This window comes from Aurantimonas endophytica (assembly GCF_014196845.1).
Classification (GTDB): domain Bacteria; phylum Pseudomonadota; class Alphaproteobacteria; order Rhizobiales; family Rhizobiaceae; genus Aurantimonas; species Aurantimonas endophytica.
In genome coordinates, this window is sequence record NZ_JACIEM010000004.1 from 550,150 (window position 1) to 567,282 (window position 17,133).

General features: G+C 66.0%; 14 protein-coding genes. 5 read left to right on the plus strand and 9 right to left on the minus strand.

The genetic code is table 11. From position 1 onward, the window contains the following. Positions 1-133 precede the first annotated feature (133 nt). From GGR03_RS17095 to GGR03_RS17110, 4 genes are all read left to right on the plus strand, one after another. The gene (locus GGR03_RS17095) at positions 134-1,903 is read left to right on the plus strand and encodes a chloride channel protein (protein ID WP_183209950.1); all 1,770 of its coding nucleotides are present in this window, start codon (positions 134-136) and stop codon (positions 1,901-1,903) included. Positions 1,904-2,085: 182 nt separating this feature from the next. Then, complete coding sequence (locus GGR03_RS17100; protein ID WP_183209951.1) at positions 2,086-3,552, plus strand: phospholipase D-like domain-containing protein; 1,467 nt, start codon at positions 2,086-2,088, stop codon at positions 3,550-3,552. 449 nt (positions 3,553-4,001) lie between these two features. Beyond that, positions 4,002-5,219 carry a PRC-barrel domain-containing protein gene (locus GGR03_RS17105; protein ID WP_183209952.1) on the plus strand — a complete coding sequence of 406 codons (1,218 nt, stop codon included), beginning with the start codon at positions 4,002-4,004 and terminating at the stop codon, positions 5,217-5,219. 117 nt (positions 5,220-5,336) lie between these two features. Next, on the plus strand, positions 5,337-6,323 hold the full coding sequence (locus GGR03_RS17110; protein WP_246368107.1) for a L,D-transpeptidase family protein: 987 nt from the start codon (positions 5,337-5,339) through the stop codon (positions 6,321-6,323). An 83-nt stretch (positions 6,324-6,406) separates the two neighbouring features. Here the strand turns inward: GGR03_RS17110 and GGR03_RS17115 are convergent, their stop codons facing one another. The 9 genes from GGR03_RS17115 to GGR03_RS17155 form a co-directional block, all read right to left on the minus strand. Next, positions 6,407-7,177 carry an amino acid ABC transporter ATP-binding protein gene (locus GGR03_RS17115; protein WP_183209953.1) on the minus strand — a complete coding sequence of 257 codons (771 nt, stop codon included), beginning with the start codon at positions 7,175-7,177 and terminating at the stop codon, positions 6,407-6,409. Between the two features lie 27 nt (positions 7,178-7,204). After that, positions 7,205-8,008, minus strand: coding sequence for a transporter substrate-binding domain-containing protein (locus GGR03_RS17120; protein ID WP_183209954.1), 804 nt, complete (start codon positions 8,006-8,008; stop codon positions 7,205-7,207). 54 nt (positions 8,009-8,062) lie between these two features. Then, the gene (locus GGR03_RS17125; RefSeq protein ID WP_183209955.1) at positions 8,063-8,719 is read right to left on the minus strand and encodes an amino acid ABC transporter permease; all 657 of its coding nucleotides are present in this window, start codon (positions 8,717-8,719) and stop codon (positions 8,063-8,065) included. Positions 8,720-8,730: 11 nt separating this feature from the next. After that, complete coding sequence (locus tag GGR03_RS17130) at positions 8,731-9,399, minus strand: amino acid ABC transporter permease (protein ID WP_183209956.1); 669 nt, start codon at positions 9,397-9,399, stop codon at positions 8,731-8,733. Positions 9,400-9,570: 171 nt separating this feature from the next. After that, entirely contained in the window at positions 9,571-10,737 is a 1,167-nt protein-coding gene (locus GGR03_RS17135) for a PLP-dependent cysteine synthase family protein (RefSeq protein ID WP_246368109.1), read from the minus strand. 173 nt (positions 10,738-10,910) lie between these two features. Continuing rightward, entirely contained in the window at positions 10,911-11,951 is a 1,041-nt protein-coding gene (gene proX / locus GGR03_RS17140) for a glycine betaine/L-proline ABC transporter substrate-binding protein ProX (protein WP_183209957.1), read from the minus strand. A gap of 100 nt (positions 11,952-12,051) precedes the next feature. Beyond that, positions 12,052-12,984 (minus strand): ABC transporter permease, encoded by a 933-nt coding sequence (locus GGR03_RS17145; RefSeq protein ID WP_183209958.1) that lies wholly within the window; start codon positions 12,982-12,984, stop codon positions 12,052-12,054. Further along, positions 12,985-14,265 carry a quaternary amine ABC transporter ATP-binding protein gene (locus GGR03_RS17150; RefSeq protein ID WP_246368110.1) on the minus strand — a complete coding sequence of 427 codons (1,281 nt, stop codon included), beginning with the start codon at positions 14,263-14,265 and terminating at the stop codon, positions 12,985-12,987. It abuts the gene before it with no gap. A 36-nt stretch (positions 14,266-14,301) separates the two neighbouring features. Next, positions 14,302-14,928: a TetR/AcrR family transcriptional regulator gene (locus GGR03_RS17155; RefSeq protein ID WP_183209959.1), complete on the minus strand. Its 627-nt coding sequence runs from the start codon at positions 14,926-14,928 to the stop codon at positions 14,302-14,304. Positions 14,929-15,072: 144 nt separating this feature from the next. On the opposite strand from GGR03_RS17155, the gene GGR03_RS17160 reads away from it, so the two are divergent. Further along, entirely contained in the window at positions 15,073-17,109 is a 2,037-nt protein-coding gene (locus GGR03_RS17160; RefSeq protein ID WP_183209960.1) for an NADH:flavin oxidoreductase, read from the plus strand. Positions 17,110-17,133 lie beyond the last annotated feature (24 nt).

Below are 17,133 nucleotides of genomic sequence, written 5' to 3' on the forward strand. Positions count from 1 at the left end.
CGGCCGACGCGCCAGGCATAGGAGCCGGACCGCCTTACGGGGCAGCGGCCCTGCGCGGTCATCAACTGACCGATGGACGAACGCGGCCGCGGTGGGCATAGAAAGCCGGGACGTGCAGCCGGAGAATGCCCGAATGTCGTGGGACGCGTCGCGTGCGGGCAGAGCCTGGCGCTTCCTCAAGGCCTCGATCCAGCGGCGGGCGGTCCTTCTCGTCCCGATCGCGGCCCTGATCGGCATCGTCGCCGGCGCGGTGGTCGCCGGCATGACCTTCGCGACGAGGGAGCTCCATCGGCTGCTGTTCGCCGTCCCGGAGGGCGAACGCCTTTCGGCGCAGGCGGCGCTGCTCGATCCGCGCATGGCGCTCGTGCCGGCCCTGGGCGGCATCCTGATCGGCCTGTCGATCTTCTTCGCCCGCCGCTTTCGCGCCCGTCCCCCCGTCGACCCGATCGAGGCGAACGCCCTGCATGGCGGCCGGATGTCGTTCCGCGAAAGCGTCATCCTTGCCGCCCAGACGATGATTTCGAACGGATTCGGCGCGTCGGTCGGGCTCGAGGCCGGCTACACGCAGATCTCGGCCGCGGTCGCCTCCTGGGCGGGGCGAGTCCTGGAGCTGCGGCGCGGGGACGTGCGCATCCTGGTGGCGAGCGGCGCGGCGGGTGCCGTGGCGGCGGCGTTCGACGCACCGCTCACCGGCGCCTTCTACGCGTTCGAACTGATCCTCGGCACCTACACGATCGCTGCCGTGGCACCGATGATGGCGGCGGCGCTTGCCGCGACGCTGACGGCCGACTGGCTCGGGGCGGTCCAGTTCTCGATCACCATTGGCGCGGTCGAGGCGCTGGAGGCGGCGGACTATGTGCCGTTCCTGCTGCTCGGCCTCGTCGGCGGCGGCGTGGCGATCCTGCTGATGCGGCTGGTGACGCTGGTGGATTCCCTGTTCAACAAGACCGGCCTGCGGACCGAGTTCCGGCCGCTGCTGGGTGGGCTTGGGGTCGGCGCGCTGGCCCTGGTCACGCCGCAGGTCCTGTCGAGCGGCAATGGTGCCCTGTATTTCGATCTCACCAGGGATCCGGCTCTCGGGATGATCTTCGGCGTGCTCGTCCTGAAGATCATGGCCGCCGCCATCTCGCTCGGCAGCGGGTTTCGCGGTGGCCTGTTCTTCGCCTCGCTCTTCGTGGGCGGATTGCTCGGAACACTGTTCGCGGCCCTGGTCGCTTTCGTCGCGCCGTCGGTCGCGGCCGGTCCCATCGAGACGGCTTTGGTCGGCATGACGGCTGTGGCGACGGGCGTCGTCGGCGGGCCGCTGACCATGACGTTCCTCGCGCTCGAGGTCAGCGGCGACCTGGCGCTGGCCGGCGGCGTGCTCGCGGCCGCCATCGTCGCCTCGGTGCTGGTGCGCGAGACGTTCGGCTACTCGTTCTCGACCTGGCGGCTGCATCTGCGCGGCGAGACGATCCGCAGCGCGCAGGATGTCGGCTGGATACGCTCGCTGACGGTCGCCTCGATGATGCGCACCGACGTGAAGACCGTGCCGGTGAACACGACCATCGCCGAGCTGAAGGAGGCGTTTCCGCTCGGCTCCACGTCGCGCGTCGTGGCGGTCGACGAGGAGGGGAAATATGCCGGAATACTTCTTCTCGCGGAGGCCTATGGCGAGCGCGAGGAGCCGGAGGCCGACAGCCGCACCGATATCGGGGGGCTGCTCAAGTTCAGTGACGAATGGCTGTCGCCGGCGATGAATGCCCGGACCGCGGCCGGGTCGTTCCAGCGGGCCAAGGCGGAGGAACTGGCGGTGCTCGACCGCGAGAATCAGGTCGTCGGGCTGCTGACCGAGGGCTATCTGCTTCGCCGCTATGCGGAGGAGCTGGAAAAGGTGCGGCGGGACCTGTCCGGCGAGCGGTGAGCGTCGCTATCCTGCCGATCTGGCCAAGGCGTCCGGCAGGCGATCTCGGCGCCACCGACGCGGCGACGACGGCCGTCGGACCAGCGTATCCGACGGGGCGGGTTGCGTAGCCGGCACGGTTTTCTTTACGCTCGCGCGAGCGATCGAGAACCTTCCCCAACATCAGTCCTGGGCAATTCAGCATGCAACAACCGCCGGACCATGGTCTCGAGCCGGGCCGAAACTGTTTCCGGATCGACACGGCGGATCGCGCCTCGGTGATCGTCGATGCCGACGACTATTTCCATTTCGCCCGGGCCGCGATGCTGGAGGCCAAGCAACGCATTACCCTTGTCGGCTGGGACTTCGACTCGCGGATCGGCTTCGGCCGCAACGTGGCCGACGACGGGCCGCGCAAGCTCGGAAAGTTCATCCTCTGGCTGGTGAAGCGGCGACCCGAGCTCGAGGTCTTCCTGCTGCGCTGGGATGTCGGCGCGGCCGCTACCCTGGTCCGCGGCACGACCATCCTGCGGCTGATCGGCTGGATGCGCCATCCGCGCATCCACACCAAGCTGGACGGCGCGCACCCGCCGGCTTCGTCGCACCACCAGAAGATCGTCGTCATCGACGACTGCTTCGCCTTTTGCGGCGGCATCGACATGACCGGCGACCGCTGGGACACGCGGGAGCATCGCTACAGGGACGAGCGGCGACGCCGGCCCACGACGAACCGGCGCTACAAGCCCTGGCACGACGCGACATCCGCCTTTTCGGGGCCGATCACCACCTCGCTCGCCGAAGTTTGCCGGCAGCGCTGGGAGGCGGCAGGCGGCACGCCCGAGATGCATCCGATCGAGGGCGTGAAGGCCAGCTGGCCGGAAGGGTTGTGGACCCAGTTCCGCGATGTGCCGATGGCGATCTCTCGCTCTGCGCCGGAACAGGACGGGCGGCCCGCGGTGCACGAGATCGAGCAGCTCTATGTCGACCAGATCGCCCGGGCCAAGCGCTTCATCTATGCCGAGAGCCAGTACTTTGCTTCGCGCCGCATCGCCGAAGCCGTCGCCGCCCGCCTCGAGGAGCCGGCGGGCCCGGAGATCGTGATCGTCAATCCGCAGAGCGCCGAGGGGTGGCTCGAGCCGATCGCCATGAACACCGCAAGGGCGCGCTTCGTCGAAGCGTTGCAGCGCAAGGACCGCGACGGCCGCTTCCGAATGTACCATCCCTACAATGACGGCGGCGAAGCGATCTATGTCCATGCCAAGGTGCTGGTAGTGGACGATCAGGTGCTGCGTATCGGATCGTCCAACATGAACAACCGCTCGATGCGTCTCGATACCGAGTGCGACGTGACGATCGACGCGGCACTGGTCGACGATCCGACCGTGCCGACGACGATCGCGGCGATCCGCGACGATTTCCTGGCCGAGCATCTGGGCTGCGACACTGCAACGATCGCCGATGCGATCAGCCGTTGCGGCTCGCTGATCGAGGCGATCGAGGGGCTGAGGGGCAAGGGGCGCACGCTCCGGCCCTATCGCATGCCAGAGATTTCCGACGGCGAGGCCTGGCTGGCGGACAACGAGGTTCTCGATCCGGAAGGCCCGTCCGAGATGTTCGAGCCGTTGTCGCAGCGCGGCCTGTTCCGGCGCTGGCGTCGCCGCAAGGCCTGAAACAACGCGCCTTCCGCTGGCTGAGCGATCCGACGTCGCTTTCCTGGTTTGCCTGCACGGGGACGGCGCGAGAGCGGGGAAGGCCTACGCCAGCGGAGCCACTGCACCATAAGACACATGCGAATAAATAACACGAGTTACTAATTCTCGGGATGTAACGCATATACACACTTCGGAATTACGCCCTTAGGCGGCTATCGGAATGGATTATCGATAAATATAAAATGCCCTTAGGAAAATAGTTTCATGTGAGAAAGTGTCGTATCGACACGGCTGCGCCACCAGTCCGCCTTTATCCAAATCATTGTGGCGAAGAAAAATATGACATTGAAATCAGCTATTTATGTCGGATTCATCGTCGTTTTCGGGATTTAATTGCGGCTTTTTCGGAACCGTTCCCCTCACTGTCCCTTTACCGAACATCACCAAAATCACAGGGATATGTGAAAATGAACTATCGCTTTACATCCATGATCGCCGCATCGCTGCTCGGAACGACTGCCATGGTCGCCTCGGCTTCGGCGCAGGATGCGGCACAGACCGCCGCCAATATCGAGGCTTGCGAAAACCTTCGCGTGATCAACGATGAGAACGCCGAGCTCTTCAACGAGGAATTCGTCGTTGGTGCCCGCCAGATCGTCGAGCAGGACGATCCGATCGCTTGTGGCCCGTGGCTTGCCGAAGCCGAGAGCGCGCTTGAAGAGAACGAAGGCGCCGACCTGACCGCGACCGGCGGCCGCATCGTCGTGACGCAGCCGGAGCCGAACGTTACCGTCGATCAGGCCGACCCGCAGGTCTCGGTTCGTCAGGATGACCCGACGGTGTCGGTCCAGCAGGCACAGCCGGAGATCATCGTGCGTCAGCAGCAGCCGACCATTCGCGTCGAGATGCCCCGCCCGACGATCACGATCGATCAGCCGCAGCCGCAGATCATCGTCCGCATGCCGGACCCCGACGTCAACGTGACGACGCCGGAGCCGCAGGTTTCCGTCAGCCAAGCGCAGCCTGAGGTCAACGTCGAGCAGGGCCAGCCGCAGATCGCCGTCAACGAGCCCACGGTCGACGTCGAGGAGCGGGACGAGGCGAACGTCAATATCGAGGAAGGCCAGGCGGTCGTCACTCGTGAGGGCGGCGCGAGCGAAGCCCAGGTGAACATCGAGGAAAGCCAGCCGCGCGTCAGCTATGAGCAGGCCGAGCCGAACATCGAGTTCTCCGAGACCGGCGAGCCGAACGTCCAGTACAGCCAGTCGGGCGAGCCGGACATCCAGTTCGAAGAGACGGGTGACACCACTGCCTCGATCCAGGGCGACGACCAGTTCGCCAGCCTGCGTGCCGGCGAAGAGACGATCGAAGCCGGTCAGCCGACGACCGTTGCCGCGTCCGAGATCATCGGTCGTGACGTCGTGAACGGCGCCGACGAGGACCTCGGTGAGGTCGAGCGTCTGGTGTTCGTCGACCAGCGCATCTACGCCGTCCTGTCCGAAGGTGGTTTCCTGGGTCTCGGCGAGCGTGAGGTTGCTCTGCCGCTCGACGCCATGTCCATGCGGGGCGACGAGCTTCTCCTCCGCGGCATGACCGACGAGGACATCGACGCGCTGCCGGAGTTCGATACGACGACGGCGCCGGCCTACGAGGCCGACGAAGAGGTCGAGCTCAACACGCTCTAAGACCAAACGACGAAGGGCCGGTCATCGCGACCGGCCCTTTCTTTATGCGAATTCGTGCAGCGCGGAGGCCCCGCGTCTCCTCGCTTGCATGGATCGCCCCTTTCACAGGAGATTGCCATGGGCCCGTTCCCGAAGACATTGATGACCGGCCTCATGGCCATCTCCTGCGCATGGCCCGCCGCGGTCCAGGCGGCCGAAATTTCCAAGGACGACGTCAACAAGGCCGAACTGGCCGACCGATCCGAGGCGACGGACGGCCCCAGCGCGCTGATGCTGAAGACGCAGATCCTGCTCGACCGGGCCGATGCCTCACCCGGCGTCATCGACGGCTACGAGGGCGAGAATGTCACCAAGGCGCTCTCGGCCTTCGAGGAAATGAACGACCTGACCGTCGACGGCGAGCTCGACGAAGAGCTCTGGAAGTTGCTCGGCGGCGAGGAAGAGGCCGAGCTGCTGGTCGACTACGAGATCACCGCCGACGATGCGGGCCAGGACTTCATCGACGAGATCCCCGACGACTACGTTAAGCGCGCCGAACTGGATTCGCTGGGTTACACCAGCATCGAGGAGATGCTGGCGGAGCGCCACCACATGGATATCGAGCTGTTCAAGGCGCTGAACGACGGCAAGGACATGAGCGAGGGCACCACGATCCTCGTCGCCGACATCGGCGAGCCGCGGACGGACGGTGCGGTCGCCCGCATCGAGGCCGACAAGAGCGGGGCCCAGATCCGTGCCTATGATGGCGACGACAAGCTGATCGTGGCCTATCCTGCCACCATCGGCAGCGAGGAGAACCCGTCGCCCGAGGGCACGCACGAGGTCGAGGCCGTTGCCGTCGACCCGACCTATACCTACCGGCCGGACGAGAACTTCCAGCAGGGCGAAAACGACGAGAAGCTGGTGCTTGCCGCCGGGCCCAACAATCCGGTCGGCAATGTCTGGATCGACCTGTCGGAGCCGACCTATGGCATTCACGGCACGGCCGAGCCATCCGAGATCGACAAGACCGCCTCGCATGGCTGCGTGCGCCTGACCAACTGGGACGCGATGGAACTGGCGAAGCTCGTCGACCCGGGCGTCGAGGTGAAGTTCCTGAACTGACCGCCGGGACCGGGCGGGAGTTGCATCCCGCCGAGGCGATGCGGGCCGGCTGAACTGGAGCGTCCGCCGAGCGCCCAATCGGATCAGTGGCTGATCTGACCGAGGAAATCCCTGGTGCGCTGCTCGCGCGGGTGATCGAAGAAGGTCGCCGGGTCGGCGATCTCGACGATCTCGCCCTTGTCCATGAAGATCACCCGGTCGGCGACGCGCCGGGCAAAGCCCATCTCGTGGGTGACGACGAGCATCGTCATGCCCTCTTCGGCAAGGTCGATCATCGTGTCGAGCACCTCCTTGACCATCTCCGGGTCGAGCGCCGAGGTCGGCTCGTCGAACAGCATGATCTTGGGGTTCATGCACAGCGCGCGCGCGATGGCGACGCGCTGCTGCTGGCCGCCCGAGAGCTGCGCCGGGTACTTGTCGGCCTGCTCGGGGATGCGGACGCGGGCGAGATATTTTCGCGCCGTCTCCTGCGCCTCGGCCTTGGACACGCCGCGCACCTTGATCGGCGCCAGCGTGCAGTTTTCCAACACCGTCATGTGCGGGAAGAGATTGAACTGCTGGAACACCATGCCGACGTCACGGCGGACCAGCTCGACATTCTTCGGTCCGGCCGTCAGCTCGATCCCGTCGACGACGATCTTGCCCTTCTGGACCGCCTCGAGCTGGTTGATGCAGCGGATCAGGGTCGACTTGCCCGATCCCGACGGGCCGCACAGGACGATCTTCTCGCCCCGGCGGACCGTCAGGTCGATGGATTTCAGCGCATGGAAGTCGCCGTAATATTTGTCGACGCCCTCCATCGTCACCGCGAGGGAGTCCGCCGCTTCAGCCGTGGTCTCAACTGTCTGGCTCATGATCGGCGTCTCCCTCTCAGGTGCTTCTTACTGCTGCGTCTTGGCGAGGAAGTCCGGCAGCGGCGACTGCAGCCATTCCTCGTGGATGGCGTTGAGCTCGCCGCCTTCCTTGACGCGGTTGAGGAAGCCGTTGACGTAGGTCAGCAGCTCTTCCGAACCCTTGCGCACCGCGATGCCCTGGCTCTGCTGGCGCAGCGGGAACTTGGCGTCGAAGCGATCGGGCGCGGCCTGGTTGATCTGCGCGATCACGACGTTGGAGGCGCCGATCAGCGGCACCTGGCCCGACAGCAGGGCCTGGACGGCGGTCGCGTCGTCGTCGAAGCGCTGGATGTTGGCGTCGGCCGGCGCGATCTCGGTGATCGCGGTGTCCTGCGTGGAGGCGCGAGCAACGCCGACGTTCTGGCCGGAGAGGCCGGCAGCGTCGGCGACTTCGAGGCTCTGGTCGCCATAGACGAAGATCTCGATGCCGGCATAAGGTTGCGAGAAGTCGACCTGTTCGGCACGTTCCGGGGTGATGCCGAGCGAGGCGACGAGGAGGTCGACCTGGCCGGAAAGCAGATACGGAATGCGGTTCGGGCCGGTGACGGGCACGATATTGACCTCGACACCCATGTCTTCGGCGAGCAGCTTGGCGACGTCGGCGTCATAGCCGTCCGGCTGGCCCTGCAGGTCGAGGATGCCGAAGGGCGGGAAGTCGACGAGCATGCCGATATTGACGGTGCCGCGCGCCTTGATCTCCTCGACGGTCTGGGCCGAAGCCGGGGCGATCGTGGCGCCGGCGAGCAGTGCGGCCGCGGCGGCGAAGCCGAGTGCCTTGGTGAAATAGTTCATGGTGTTCCTCCCGTTGGATGACGTCGTGCCGAAGCGGCGTGACGATAGATAGGGTCAGCGCTGCGCGATGGCGGCGAAGCGGCGTTCCATGTGCCGGGCCACCAGCGACAGCGGCCAGCAGATGACGAAATAGATCAGCGCGACCAGACCGAAGACCTTGAAGGGGTCGAAGGTGGCGTTGTTGACGATCTGGCCGGCCCGCGTCAGCTCGACGAAGCCGATGATCGAGGCGAGCGAGGTGCCCTTGATCAGCTGCACCAGGAAGCCGACCGTCGGCGCCACGGCGATGCGGGCGGCCTGCGGCAGGATGATGGATTTCATCCGGTCGTAGTAGGAGATGCCGAGAGCCCAGCTGGCTTCGGCCTGTCCCGCCGGCACCGCCTGGATGCAGCCGCGCCAGATTTCGCCGAGAAAGGCGGAGGCGTGGAGGGTCAGGGCGAGCGCGGCGGCAAACCAGGGATTGACGCCGTAGCCGAGAATGCTGAGGCCGAAGAACACCAGGAACAGCTGCATCAAGAGCGGCGTGCCCTGGAACAGGCGGATGAAGCCGAGGGCGAGGCCGGAGATGATGCGGTTGTGCGAGACGCGGGCGAGCGCCGTGATCAGCCCGCCGACGGCGCCGCCGGCGAATGCGATCGCCGAGAGCGCAAGCGTCCACTGGACCGCGGAGAGGATGAACCAGACTTCATCGGGGCCGAAGGCGCGGATCATGTCGGTGCCTCCTATCGGCTCATCGGGTAGTGGAAGGCGGCCCGCTGGATCAGGCTGAAGAATGCCGAGAAGCCGAGCGAGAGGGCGAGGTACATCGCCGTGATGACCAGATAGACCTCGAACGAGGCGAAGGTCTGCGCCTGCAGGTCGTTGCCGGCGGCGGCCAAGTCGTTCGCCGAGATCACGGAGACGACGCTCGAGGTCAGCATCAGGAAGATGAACTGGCTGGTCAGCGCCGGATAGACGGTCCGCAGCGCCGGCTTCATGACGATATAGCGGAAGATCTGGCCGCGCTTCAGCCCGAGCGCCGTGCCGGCCTCGACCTGGCCGGTGGGGATCGACTCGATGCCGGCGCGTACGATCTCGGTCGCATAGGCGCCGACATTGACGACCAGCGCCAGCAGCGCCGCGGTGCCCGGCGTCAGCCGCAGGCCGAAGGCGGGAAGCGCGAAATAGATGAAGAAGATCTGGATCAGGAACGGCGTGTTGCGGATGAGCTCGATATAGACGTCGATCAGGAAGCGTACCGGCTTCGGCCCGGCCGTCTTGCCGACGGCGCAGACGACGGCGACCACCAGCCCGATCAGCATCGCCCCGAAGGACAGCTGGATCGTGACCCAGGCTCCCGCGAGGAGCTGATCGAAATTGTCGAACACGGGAGTAAAATTGAACTGGTACACGCCCGACCTCTCCAGAGGCGTGGAAGGCGTGCTTCCCCCTCGCTGCAGCCATTCGACCGCCAGCCGCCCGCAGGCACTGGCCCGATCTACCGGACCAGCCGCGCGAGCGTCAACCCTTTGACTCCGCGTAAGGTGTGGCCCTCGGTGTGGGACAGGTGGGCGCCAGGGGGGCTAGAGCCCGTCGACGCCGCGGTCGATGAAGGCCTCGATGCGCCGGCGGTAGGGATCGAGGTCGATGCCGTTCGCCTTCAGCCAGCCCGGATCGTAATAGGTCGAGGCATAGCGGTCGCCGCTGTCGCAGATCAGCGTGACCAGCGAGCCCGTCTCGCCGGCGCGCATCATGCAGGCGGCGATCCAGCAGAGGCCGAAGAAATTGGTGCCGGTCGAGCCGCCGACGCGGCGGAACAGGCGCTCGGAGAGCACGTGCATCGCCGCAATCGAGGCGGCGTCCGGCACCTTGATCATGTGGTCGATGACCGCCGGCAGGAAGGATGGCTCGACCCGCGGGCGGCCGATCCCCTCGATCCGCGAGCCCTTGGAGCAGGTGACGTCGCGATTGCCTGTCCGATAGGCGTCGTAGAAGGCGGAGTGCTCGACGTCGACGACGCAGAGCCGCGTGTCGAGGCCGCGATAGCGGATGTAGCGGCCGATCGTCGCCGAGGTGCCGCCGGTGCCGGCGCTCATCACCACCCAGGCCGGGACGGAGTGAACTTCGCCCTGCATCTGGTCGAAGATGCTCTCGGCGATGTTGTTGTTGCCGCGCCAGTCCGTCGCCCGCTCGGCGAAGGTGAACTGGTCGAGATAATAGCCGCCGGTCTCGGCGGCGATGCGGATCGCCTCGTCATAGATGTCGGCGGCGCGCTCGACGAAGGCGCAGCGCCCGCCGAAGCGCTGAATCGCGGCGATCTTCTCCGGGCTGGTCGAGCGCGGCATCACGGCGATGAACGGCAGTTTCAGGAACTGCGCGAAATATGCCTCGCTGACCGCCGTCGATCCCGAGGAGGCCTCGACCAGCGTCGTGCCCTGGCGGATCGCACCGTTGCAGATGCCATAGAGGAACAGCGATCGGGCAAGCCGGTGCTTCAGGCTGCCGGTCGGATGCGTCGACTCGTCCTTGAAATAGATGTCGATGCCCGGAAGGCCGGGAAAGTTCGGCTTGACCAGATGCGTGTCGGCCGAGCGCCGCGCATCGCCGGTGAGCAGCGCGATCGCTTCCTTGGTCCAGGCCGGTCCGGTCAGGTCGGCGCCGGACAGCAGCGCCGAGCAGTCGAGGCAGAGATCGGCGAAGGGCAGCGTTTCGGTCATGGGATGCGGCTGGCTCGGTCGGTGGATTGTCATGATGGGATCTCCGGGATCAGCGTGCCGGCCGTTCGCGGGATGGTGGCGTGTGCAAATGAAAACCCGCCCGACAGGAGTCCGTCGGGCGGGAGATTGTCCGATGCCGTCTCACAGCATCATTCAGCGTGTGGCAAGCGCCGGACGAGAACGGGCTCGGGCCGCAAGGCGTGGTCTCAGTTCGCTGCTGCCCTTGCGTCGGCCAGCCATTTGTCGGTGTCGGCCTTGTTGCTCTCGATCCAATCGGCGGCCTGCTTCTGGATGTCTTCCTCGCTGTTCTCACCGTTATTCATGGCGGCGTTCTGGGCGAAGATGTCCTCGAGCGGGATCGACGCTGCCTCGAGGAGCGTGCGCACGGCGGGGTTCTCGTTCAGGAACTCGGTATTGGCGACCGGCTGGATGTCGTTGGCGGGCCAGCCCATGACGCAGGGATCGGCGACGCAGCCCTGGACACCCGGCACCGTCGCGGCGTCGGCAAGACTCATCTGGTCTTCCGGCAGTTCGACCCCCGGCGTCTCGATCCAGACGACGTCCTCGCCCGGCTTCAACTCGTCCACGGTCCAGTTCGGGGTCCAGGTATAGAACAGGATCGGGTCGCCCTGCTCGTGGGCGGCGATCGCGTCGGCCATCGACGCGGAATAGTTGGCCTTGATGGCGTTGATCGAGTCGTTGAGGTCGAAGGCTTCCAGCTGATGCGTGATGGTGACCTCGCAGCCCCAGCCCGGCGGGCAGGCGACGAGATCGGCCTTGCCGTCGCCGTCGCGATCGAAGGCTTCCATCACCTCCGGCCGCTTGAAGTCCTCCAGCGACTTGATGTCGAATTCCTCGGCCGAAGCCTTGTCGACGAGATAGCCCTGAAGCGCGCCGCCCTTGGCGACATAGCCGATCTTCTCGGCCTGGCCGTCGAAGGCGCTCTCATAGGTATTGTGCAGCGGGAACCAGCCTTCGACCCACAGCGTCACGTCGCCTTGCCCGACGGCCTGGTAGAATACCGGCGCATCGAGCGTCGTGGGCTGCGTCACCTCGTAGCCGAGCTTCTGGAGAAGCTGGCGATAGATCTCGGTCGAAAACCAGCCGGTGTCCCATGTCGGACGGGCCATGGTGACGGTGACGCCGTCACCCGGCATGTCCTGGGCGAAGCCGGGTGCGGCCGCGGTCAGCGCCAGGGCAGCGACTCCGGCGGTCGCGAGATATTTCTGCAGCGTCCTGATCGTCATGGGCTTGGTTTTCCTTCGGTTGGTGGTTCGAGGGCTGGAGCATTCGCTGGCGCGAACGCAGGTTGGGCAGAGCCACATCGGGAGGGACGTCGCCGTCAGGTCACTCCGCCGGTTCGCTTTTGATGGTGCGGCTTCCGAACGCCATGGGGCGCAGCAGCCGGGCCAGGGTAGCGCGCGTCGAGCCGCGGGGTCTGCCGGGATCGGCAAGCCCCTGCGTGATGCGGTCGAGCATGATGGCGAGGAGCACGATGCCGATCCCGCCCACCGTGGCCGTGCCGACATCGAGGCGCCCGAGGCCCGTGTAGACGGTGAGGCCAAGGCCGCCGGCGCCGATCAGGGCGGCGATCACCGCCATGGACAGCGCAAGCATCAGGGTTTGGTTGAGGCCCGCCATGATCGTCCGCAGCGCCAGCGGCAGCTGCACTTCCCAGAGAATCTGCCGCGGCGTCGAGCCGAAGGCCTTGGCCGCCTCGATGAGGTCGCCGCGGACGTTGCGGATGCCGAGATCGGTGAGCCGGATGATCGGGGGCAGGGCGAAGATGATGGTGGCGATGACGCCGGGCACCATGCCGACGCCGAACAGCATGACGATCGGCACGAGATACACGAAGGACGGGATGGTCTGCATGATGTCGAGTGCCGGCCGGACCATGCTGGCGAAACGGTCGCTGCGTGCCGACAGGATACCGAGCGGCACACCGAGAAGGACACAGAAGAACAGGGCGGTGATGATCATCGACAGCGTCGTCATGGTCTCCGACCAGAGGCCGATGAGGTCGATCAGGACGAGCGCGACTGCGGTGAAGATCGCGACGCCGCGGCCAGCCGCACGCCAGGCGACGAGGACGAGGACCGCGGTGAAGACGAGCATCGGCACCGCGTTCAGGAACGCGTCGAGGGCCTGCAGGACGAAGGTGACGGGCTCCTGCGCGGCCCGGAAGAACGGCCGGAAGTTCGGCACGACCCAGCCGCGGACGAAGGTCTCGATCCAGTTCGCGAGGGGCAGGGTGGCGTAGTCTGAGGGGCTGAACATCTAGTGGGCGCCTTCCTGCAGGCTGGCGGCGAGCGGCTGTCGGCCGGCAGCGAGCGCGGCGCTTCCGGCGGGAAGTGGCGGCGCCGCGTCCGCCCCGGTCCTGTCCCGCTCGTTGCCGACCTCCCGGCAGATCGCGCCCGGCTCGACGATGCCGATCAGCCGGTCGTCGTCGTCCACCACGGCGATCGGCACGCCCTGGCATGCCAGCGGGTAGAGCGTGTAGATCGGCGCGTCGCCCGATGTTCGCGGGAAATCCTTGCGGGCGGCCTGCTCGAGGGACTGTCCGACGGTGCTTTCGTCGGAAAGGCCGCGATGCGTCACGACGCCGAGCGGCAGCCCTGCCTTGACGAGATAGAGCGCGTCGCGGCCGAGGGAGCGCATGGCGGCCAGCGCCGTCTCGCGGGTGTCGGTTCCCGCTTCCAGCGCGTGGGCGGGTTCGGCGACGCGCATCGTGCTGAACACCCGCGAGCGGTCGATGTCCTGGGTGAAGGCGGCGACGTAGTCGTCTGCCGGCGCGCCGACGATCTCCTCGGCCGTACCGACCTGCACGAAGCGTCCGCCCTTCATGATGGCGATGCGGTCGCCCAGCATCAGCGCCTCGTTCAAATCGTGGGTGATGAAGACGATCGTCTTGTTGAGGCTCTGCTGGATCCGCAGCAGCTCCTCCTGCATGTCGCGGCGGATCAGCGGGTCGAGCGCCCCGAACGGCTCGTCCATCAGGAGGATGTCGACGTCGGCGGCCAGCGCCCGGGCCAGCCCGACGCGCTGCTGCATGCCGCCGGAGAGCTGCTCTGGATAGGATTTGGCATAGGCCGAAAGCCCCACCCGCTCCAGCGCCTCGAGGGCGCGGGCGTGGCGGATGGCGGCGTCGGTACCTTTAACCTTCAGGCCATAGGCGACGTTGTCGATGACCGTCTTGTGGGGAAACAGCGCGAAATGCTGGAACACCATGGCGATCTTCTCGCGGCGGATCCGGACGATCTCCGCATCGCTGCGGTTCGCGACATTCTCTCCGTCGATCAGCACTTCGCCGGATGTCGGCTTGATCAGCCCGTTCAGCATGCGGATCAGCGTCGACTTGCCGGAGCCGGACAGGCCCATGACGACGAAGATCTGGCCCGCCTTGATGTCGAAACTCACGTCGTGGACGCCGACGACGCTGCCGGTCTCGCGGAAGATCGCCTCCTTCGCGCTGCCGTCCTTCAGCATGCGGAGGGCATGCTGCGGGTCGGTGCCGAAGATCTTGGTGAGGTTGCGAACGCTCAGCTTGTCATGCGCCAATCGACGGCTCCCTTTTGAATGATGATTGGCGATCGTTCACTCCGAATAGCCATGTCTTGAGAAGAAACGATCGAGTTCGCGAGGCTGCGGCGCCTGTCCCGTGAAGATCTCGACATAGTTCGGGATTCGCCGCATCCGGACAGCAATGTCCTCGCGGGTCTGCATGGAGAGATAGCCGATCTGGACGAGATAGATCGTGCGGGCACGCACGTCGGCTGTCGCCGGATCGACGCCGAAGCGCGCGCACATGGCGGTCAGGGCCTCGATCCGCAGCTGGTCGGACTGGCGAACCTCGGCGAGGATGTCGTCCGATTGCAGTGCCCAGCTCCGGACCGCGAACTCCAGCTGCGAGTCGAAGAGCGTGTTGTCGAACCAGCAGTCGAACACGTTCAGCATCGCCTCGGCGATCGACTCTGCGTAAGCCTCGGACTGCCTCACGATGTTGCCGGTGTTCTTGTCGCGCCAGCGCGAGATCAACTCGGCCAGCAATTCCTCGCGGTCCTTGAAGAACCAGTAGAAACTCGTCCGTGCGAGGTTCAGCTTCTTGGCGAGCGTCAGGATCTTGACCGCGTCGACTCCGGATTCGATCAGCAGGTCATAGGCTGCCTCAAGCCAGATCTCCGGCGACCCGCGCCCAGTGCTGTCATTCACCAACTGGTCCATGCGGAAGAGCCTAACGAGCCCGGGACGCGAGATCAAGCGCAATGTACACTTGTGTCGGTAAGCAAGACGTACATGTCGTCTCACTTGACACCTGTGTACATTGGGCCGTAAGTCAGGCCAGTTCGTCGGACAGGAACCCGGTAGATGTCGAGCGATCCCCTCCTTCAGCCTTTCCAGCTCAAGCATCTGCGGTTGCGCAATCGCATCATGGTGACCTCGCACGAGCCGGCCTATCCCGAGGACGGGATGCCGAAGGAGCGCTATCGGGCGTATCACGTCGAGCGGGCGCAGGGCGGTGTGGCGCTGACGATGACGGCGGGCTCCGCCGCCGTGTCGAAGGACAGCCCGCCGGTCTTCAACAACATCCTTGCCTACAAGGACGAGGTGGTCCCGTGGGTGCGGGAGATGACGGATGCCGTCCACGAGGCGGGGGCGGCGGTGATGATCCAGCTGACCCATCTCGGCCGCCGCACGCGCTGGGACAAGGGCGACTGGCTGCCCGTCGTGGCGCCGTCGCACCATCGCGAGGCGGCGCACCGGGCCTTCCCGAAGAAGCTCGAGGACTGGGACATCGAGCGGATCGTCAAGGACTATGCCGATGCGGCCGAGAGGATGCAGGCGGGCGGCATGGACGGCATCGAGCTCGAGGCCTACGGTCATCTGCTCGACCAGTTCTGGTCGCCGCTGACGAACGAGCTCGACGCGCCTTATGGCGGGTCGATCGAGAACCGCCTGCGCTTCGGCTTCGAGGTCCTGGGCGCCATCCGCGACCGGGTCGGGCCCGACTTCATCGTCGGCGTCCGCTACACCGGCGACGAGTGCCTGCCGGGCGGCACGACCAAGGCGGACGGGCTCGAGATCTCGCGACGCCTGAAGGAAAGCGGCCTCGTCGATTTCCTCAACGTCGTGGTCGGCCACATCGATACCGACGCGGGCCTCACCGACCTCATCCCGATCCAGGGCATGGCCAATTCCCCGCATCTCGACATGGCGGGCGAGATCCGGGCCGCCACGGACTTCCCGACCTTTCACGCGGCCAAGATCCCGGACGTCGCCACGGCGCGTTTCGCCATCGCCGCCGGCAAGGTCGACATGGTCGGCATGACCCGCGCGCACATGACCGACCCGCACATCGTGCGGAAGATCATCGAGCGGCGCGAGGAGGACATAAGGCCTTGCGTCGGGGCGAATTACTGCCTCGACCGGATTTACCAGGGCGGTGCCGCCTACTGCATCCACAACGCGGCGACCGGACGCGAGCTGACGATGCCGCATGTCGTCGCGCCGACCGCCCAGCGAAAGAAGATCGTCATCGTCGGCGCCGGGCCCGCGGGTCTCGAAGCCGCGCGGGTGGCGGGCGAGCGCGGCCACGCGGTCGTCGTGTTCGAAGCGGCGAACGACCCGGGCGGGCAGGTCCGGCTCACCGCCCAGAGCCATCGGCGCAAGGAGATGATCAGCATCATCGACTGGCGGATGGGCCAGTGCGAGAAGGCTGGCGTCCGGTTTCACTTCAACAGCTGGGCGGAAGCGGACACGGTCGCGGCGGAGAGCCCGGACGTGGTGATCGTGGCAACCGGCGGCCTGCCGCACACGGAAATCCTGACGACCGGCAACGAGCTCGTGGTCTCGGCCTGGGACATCATCTCCGGCGACGTCAAGCCGGGGGCCGAGGTGCTGGTCTTCGACGACGCGGGCGACCACGCCGGGCTTCAGGCGGCGGAGATCCTCGCCGCCGCGGGATCGAAGGTCGAGGTGATGACCCCTGACCGGGCCTTCGCGCCGGAGGTCATGGCGATGAACCTCGTGCCCTACATGCGCTCGCTGCAGAAGCTGGACGTAACCTTCACCGTGACCTTCCGCCTCCACTCCGTCGAGCGCAGCGGCAACCGCCTGATCGCCCATATCGGCAGCGACTATGGCGGTGTGGCGAAGCAGCGCCTAGTGGACCAGGTGGTCGTCAATCACGGCACCGTGCCGCTGGACGACCTCTATTTCGAGCTCAAGCCGTCGTCGCGCAATCTGGGCGAGGTCTCGCACGAGCAGCTGATTGCCGGTGTGCCGCAAAGCATCTCGCGCAATCCTGTCGGCAGTTTCCAGCTGTTCCGGATCGGCGATGCCGTGTCGGCCCGCAACACGCATGCGGCGATCTATGATGCGCTGCGGCTGGTGAAGGATATCTGATCCCGATCTGGAGGGCCGCCGTCG

Bases quoted from the DNA above. Each gene is read 5' to 3' on its own strand.
- GGR03_RS17095 (WP_183209950.1), top strand. From the start codon at position 134: ATGTCGTGGGACGCGTCGCGTGCGGGCAGAGCCTGGCGCTTCCTCAAG.
- GGR03_RS17100 (WP_183209951.1), top strand. From the start codon at position 2,086: ATGCAACAACCGCCGGACCATGGTCTCGAGCCGGGCCGAAACTGTTTC.
- GGR03_RS17105 (WP_183209952.1), top strand. From the start codon at position 4,002: ATGAACTATCGCTTTACATCCATGATCGCCGCATCGCTGCTCGGAACG.
- GGR03_RS17110 (WP_246368107.1), top strand. From the start codon at position 5,337: ATGGGCCCGTTCCCGAAGACATTGATGACCGGCCTCATGGCCATCTCC.
- GGR03_RS17115 (WP_183209953.1), bottom strand. From the start codon at position 7,177: ATGAGCCAGACAGTTGAGACCACGGCTGAAGCGGCGGACTCCCTCGCG.
- GGR03_RS17120 (WP_183209954.1), bottom strand. From the start codon at position 8,008: ATGAACTATTTCACCAAGGCACTCGGCTTCGCCGCCGCGGCCGCACTG.
- GGR03_RS17125 (WP_183209955.1), bottom strand. From the start codon at position 8,719: ATGATCCGCGCCTTCGGCCCCGATGAAGTCTGGTTCATCCTCTCCGCG.
- GGR03_RS17135 (WP_246368109.1), bottom strand. From the start codon at position 10,737: ATGACAATCCACCGACCGAGCCAGCCGCATCCCATGACCGAAACGCTG.
- proX (WP_183209957.1), bottom strand. From the start codon at position 11,951: ATGACGATCAGGACGCTGCAGAAATATCTCGCGACCGCCGGAGTCGCT.
- GGR03_RS17145 (WP_183209958.1), bottom strand. From the start codon at position 12,984: ATGTTCAGCCCCTCAGACTACGCCACCCTGCCCCTCGCGAACTGGATC.
- GGR03_RS17155 (WP_183209959.1), bottom strand. From the start codon at position 14,928: ATGGACCAGTTGGTGAATGACAGCACTGGGCGCGGGTCGCCGGAGATC.
- GGR03_RS17160 (WP_183209960.1), top strand. From the start codon at position 15,073: ATGTCGAGCGATCCCCTCCTTCAGCCTTTCCAGCTCAAGCATCTGCGG.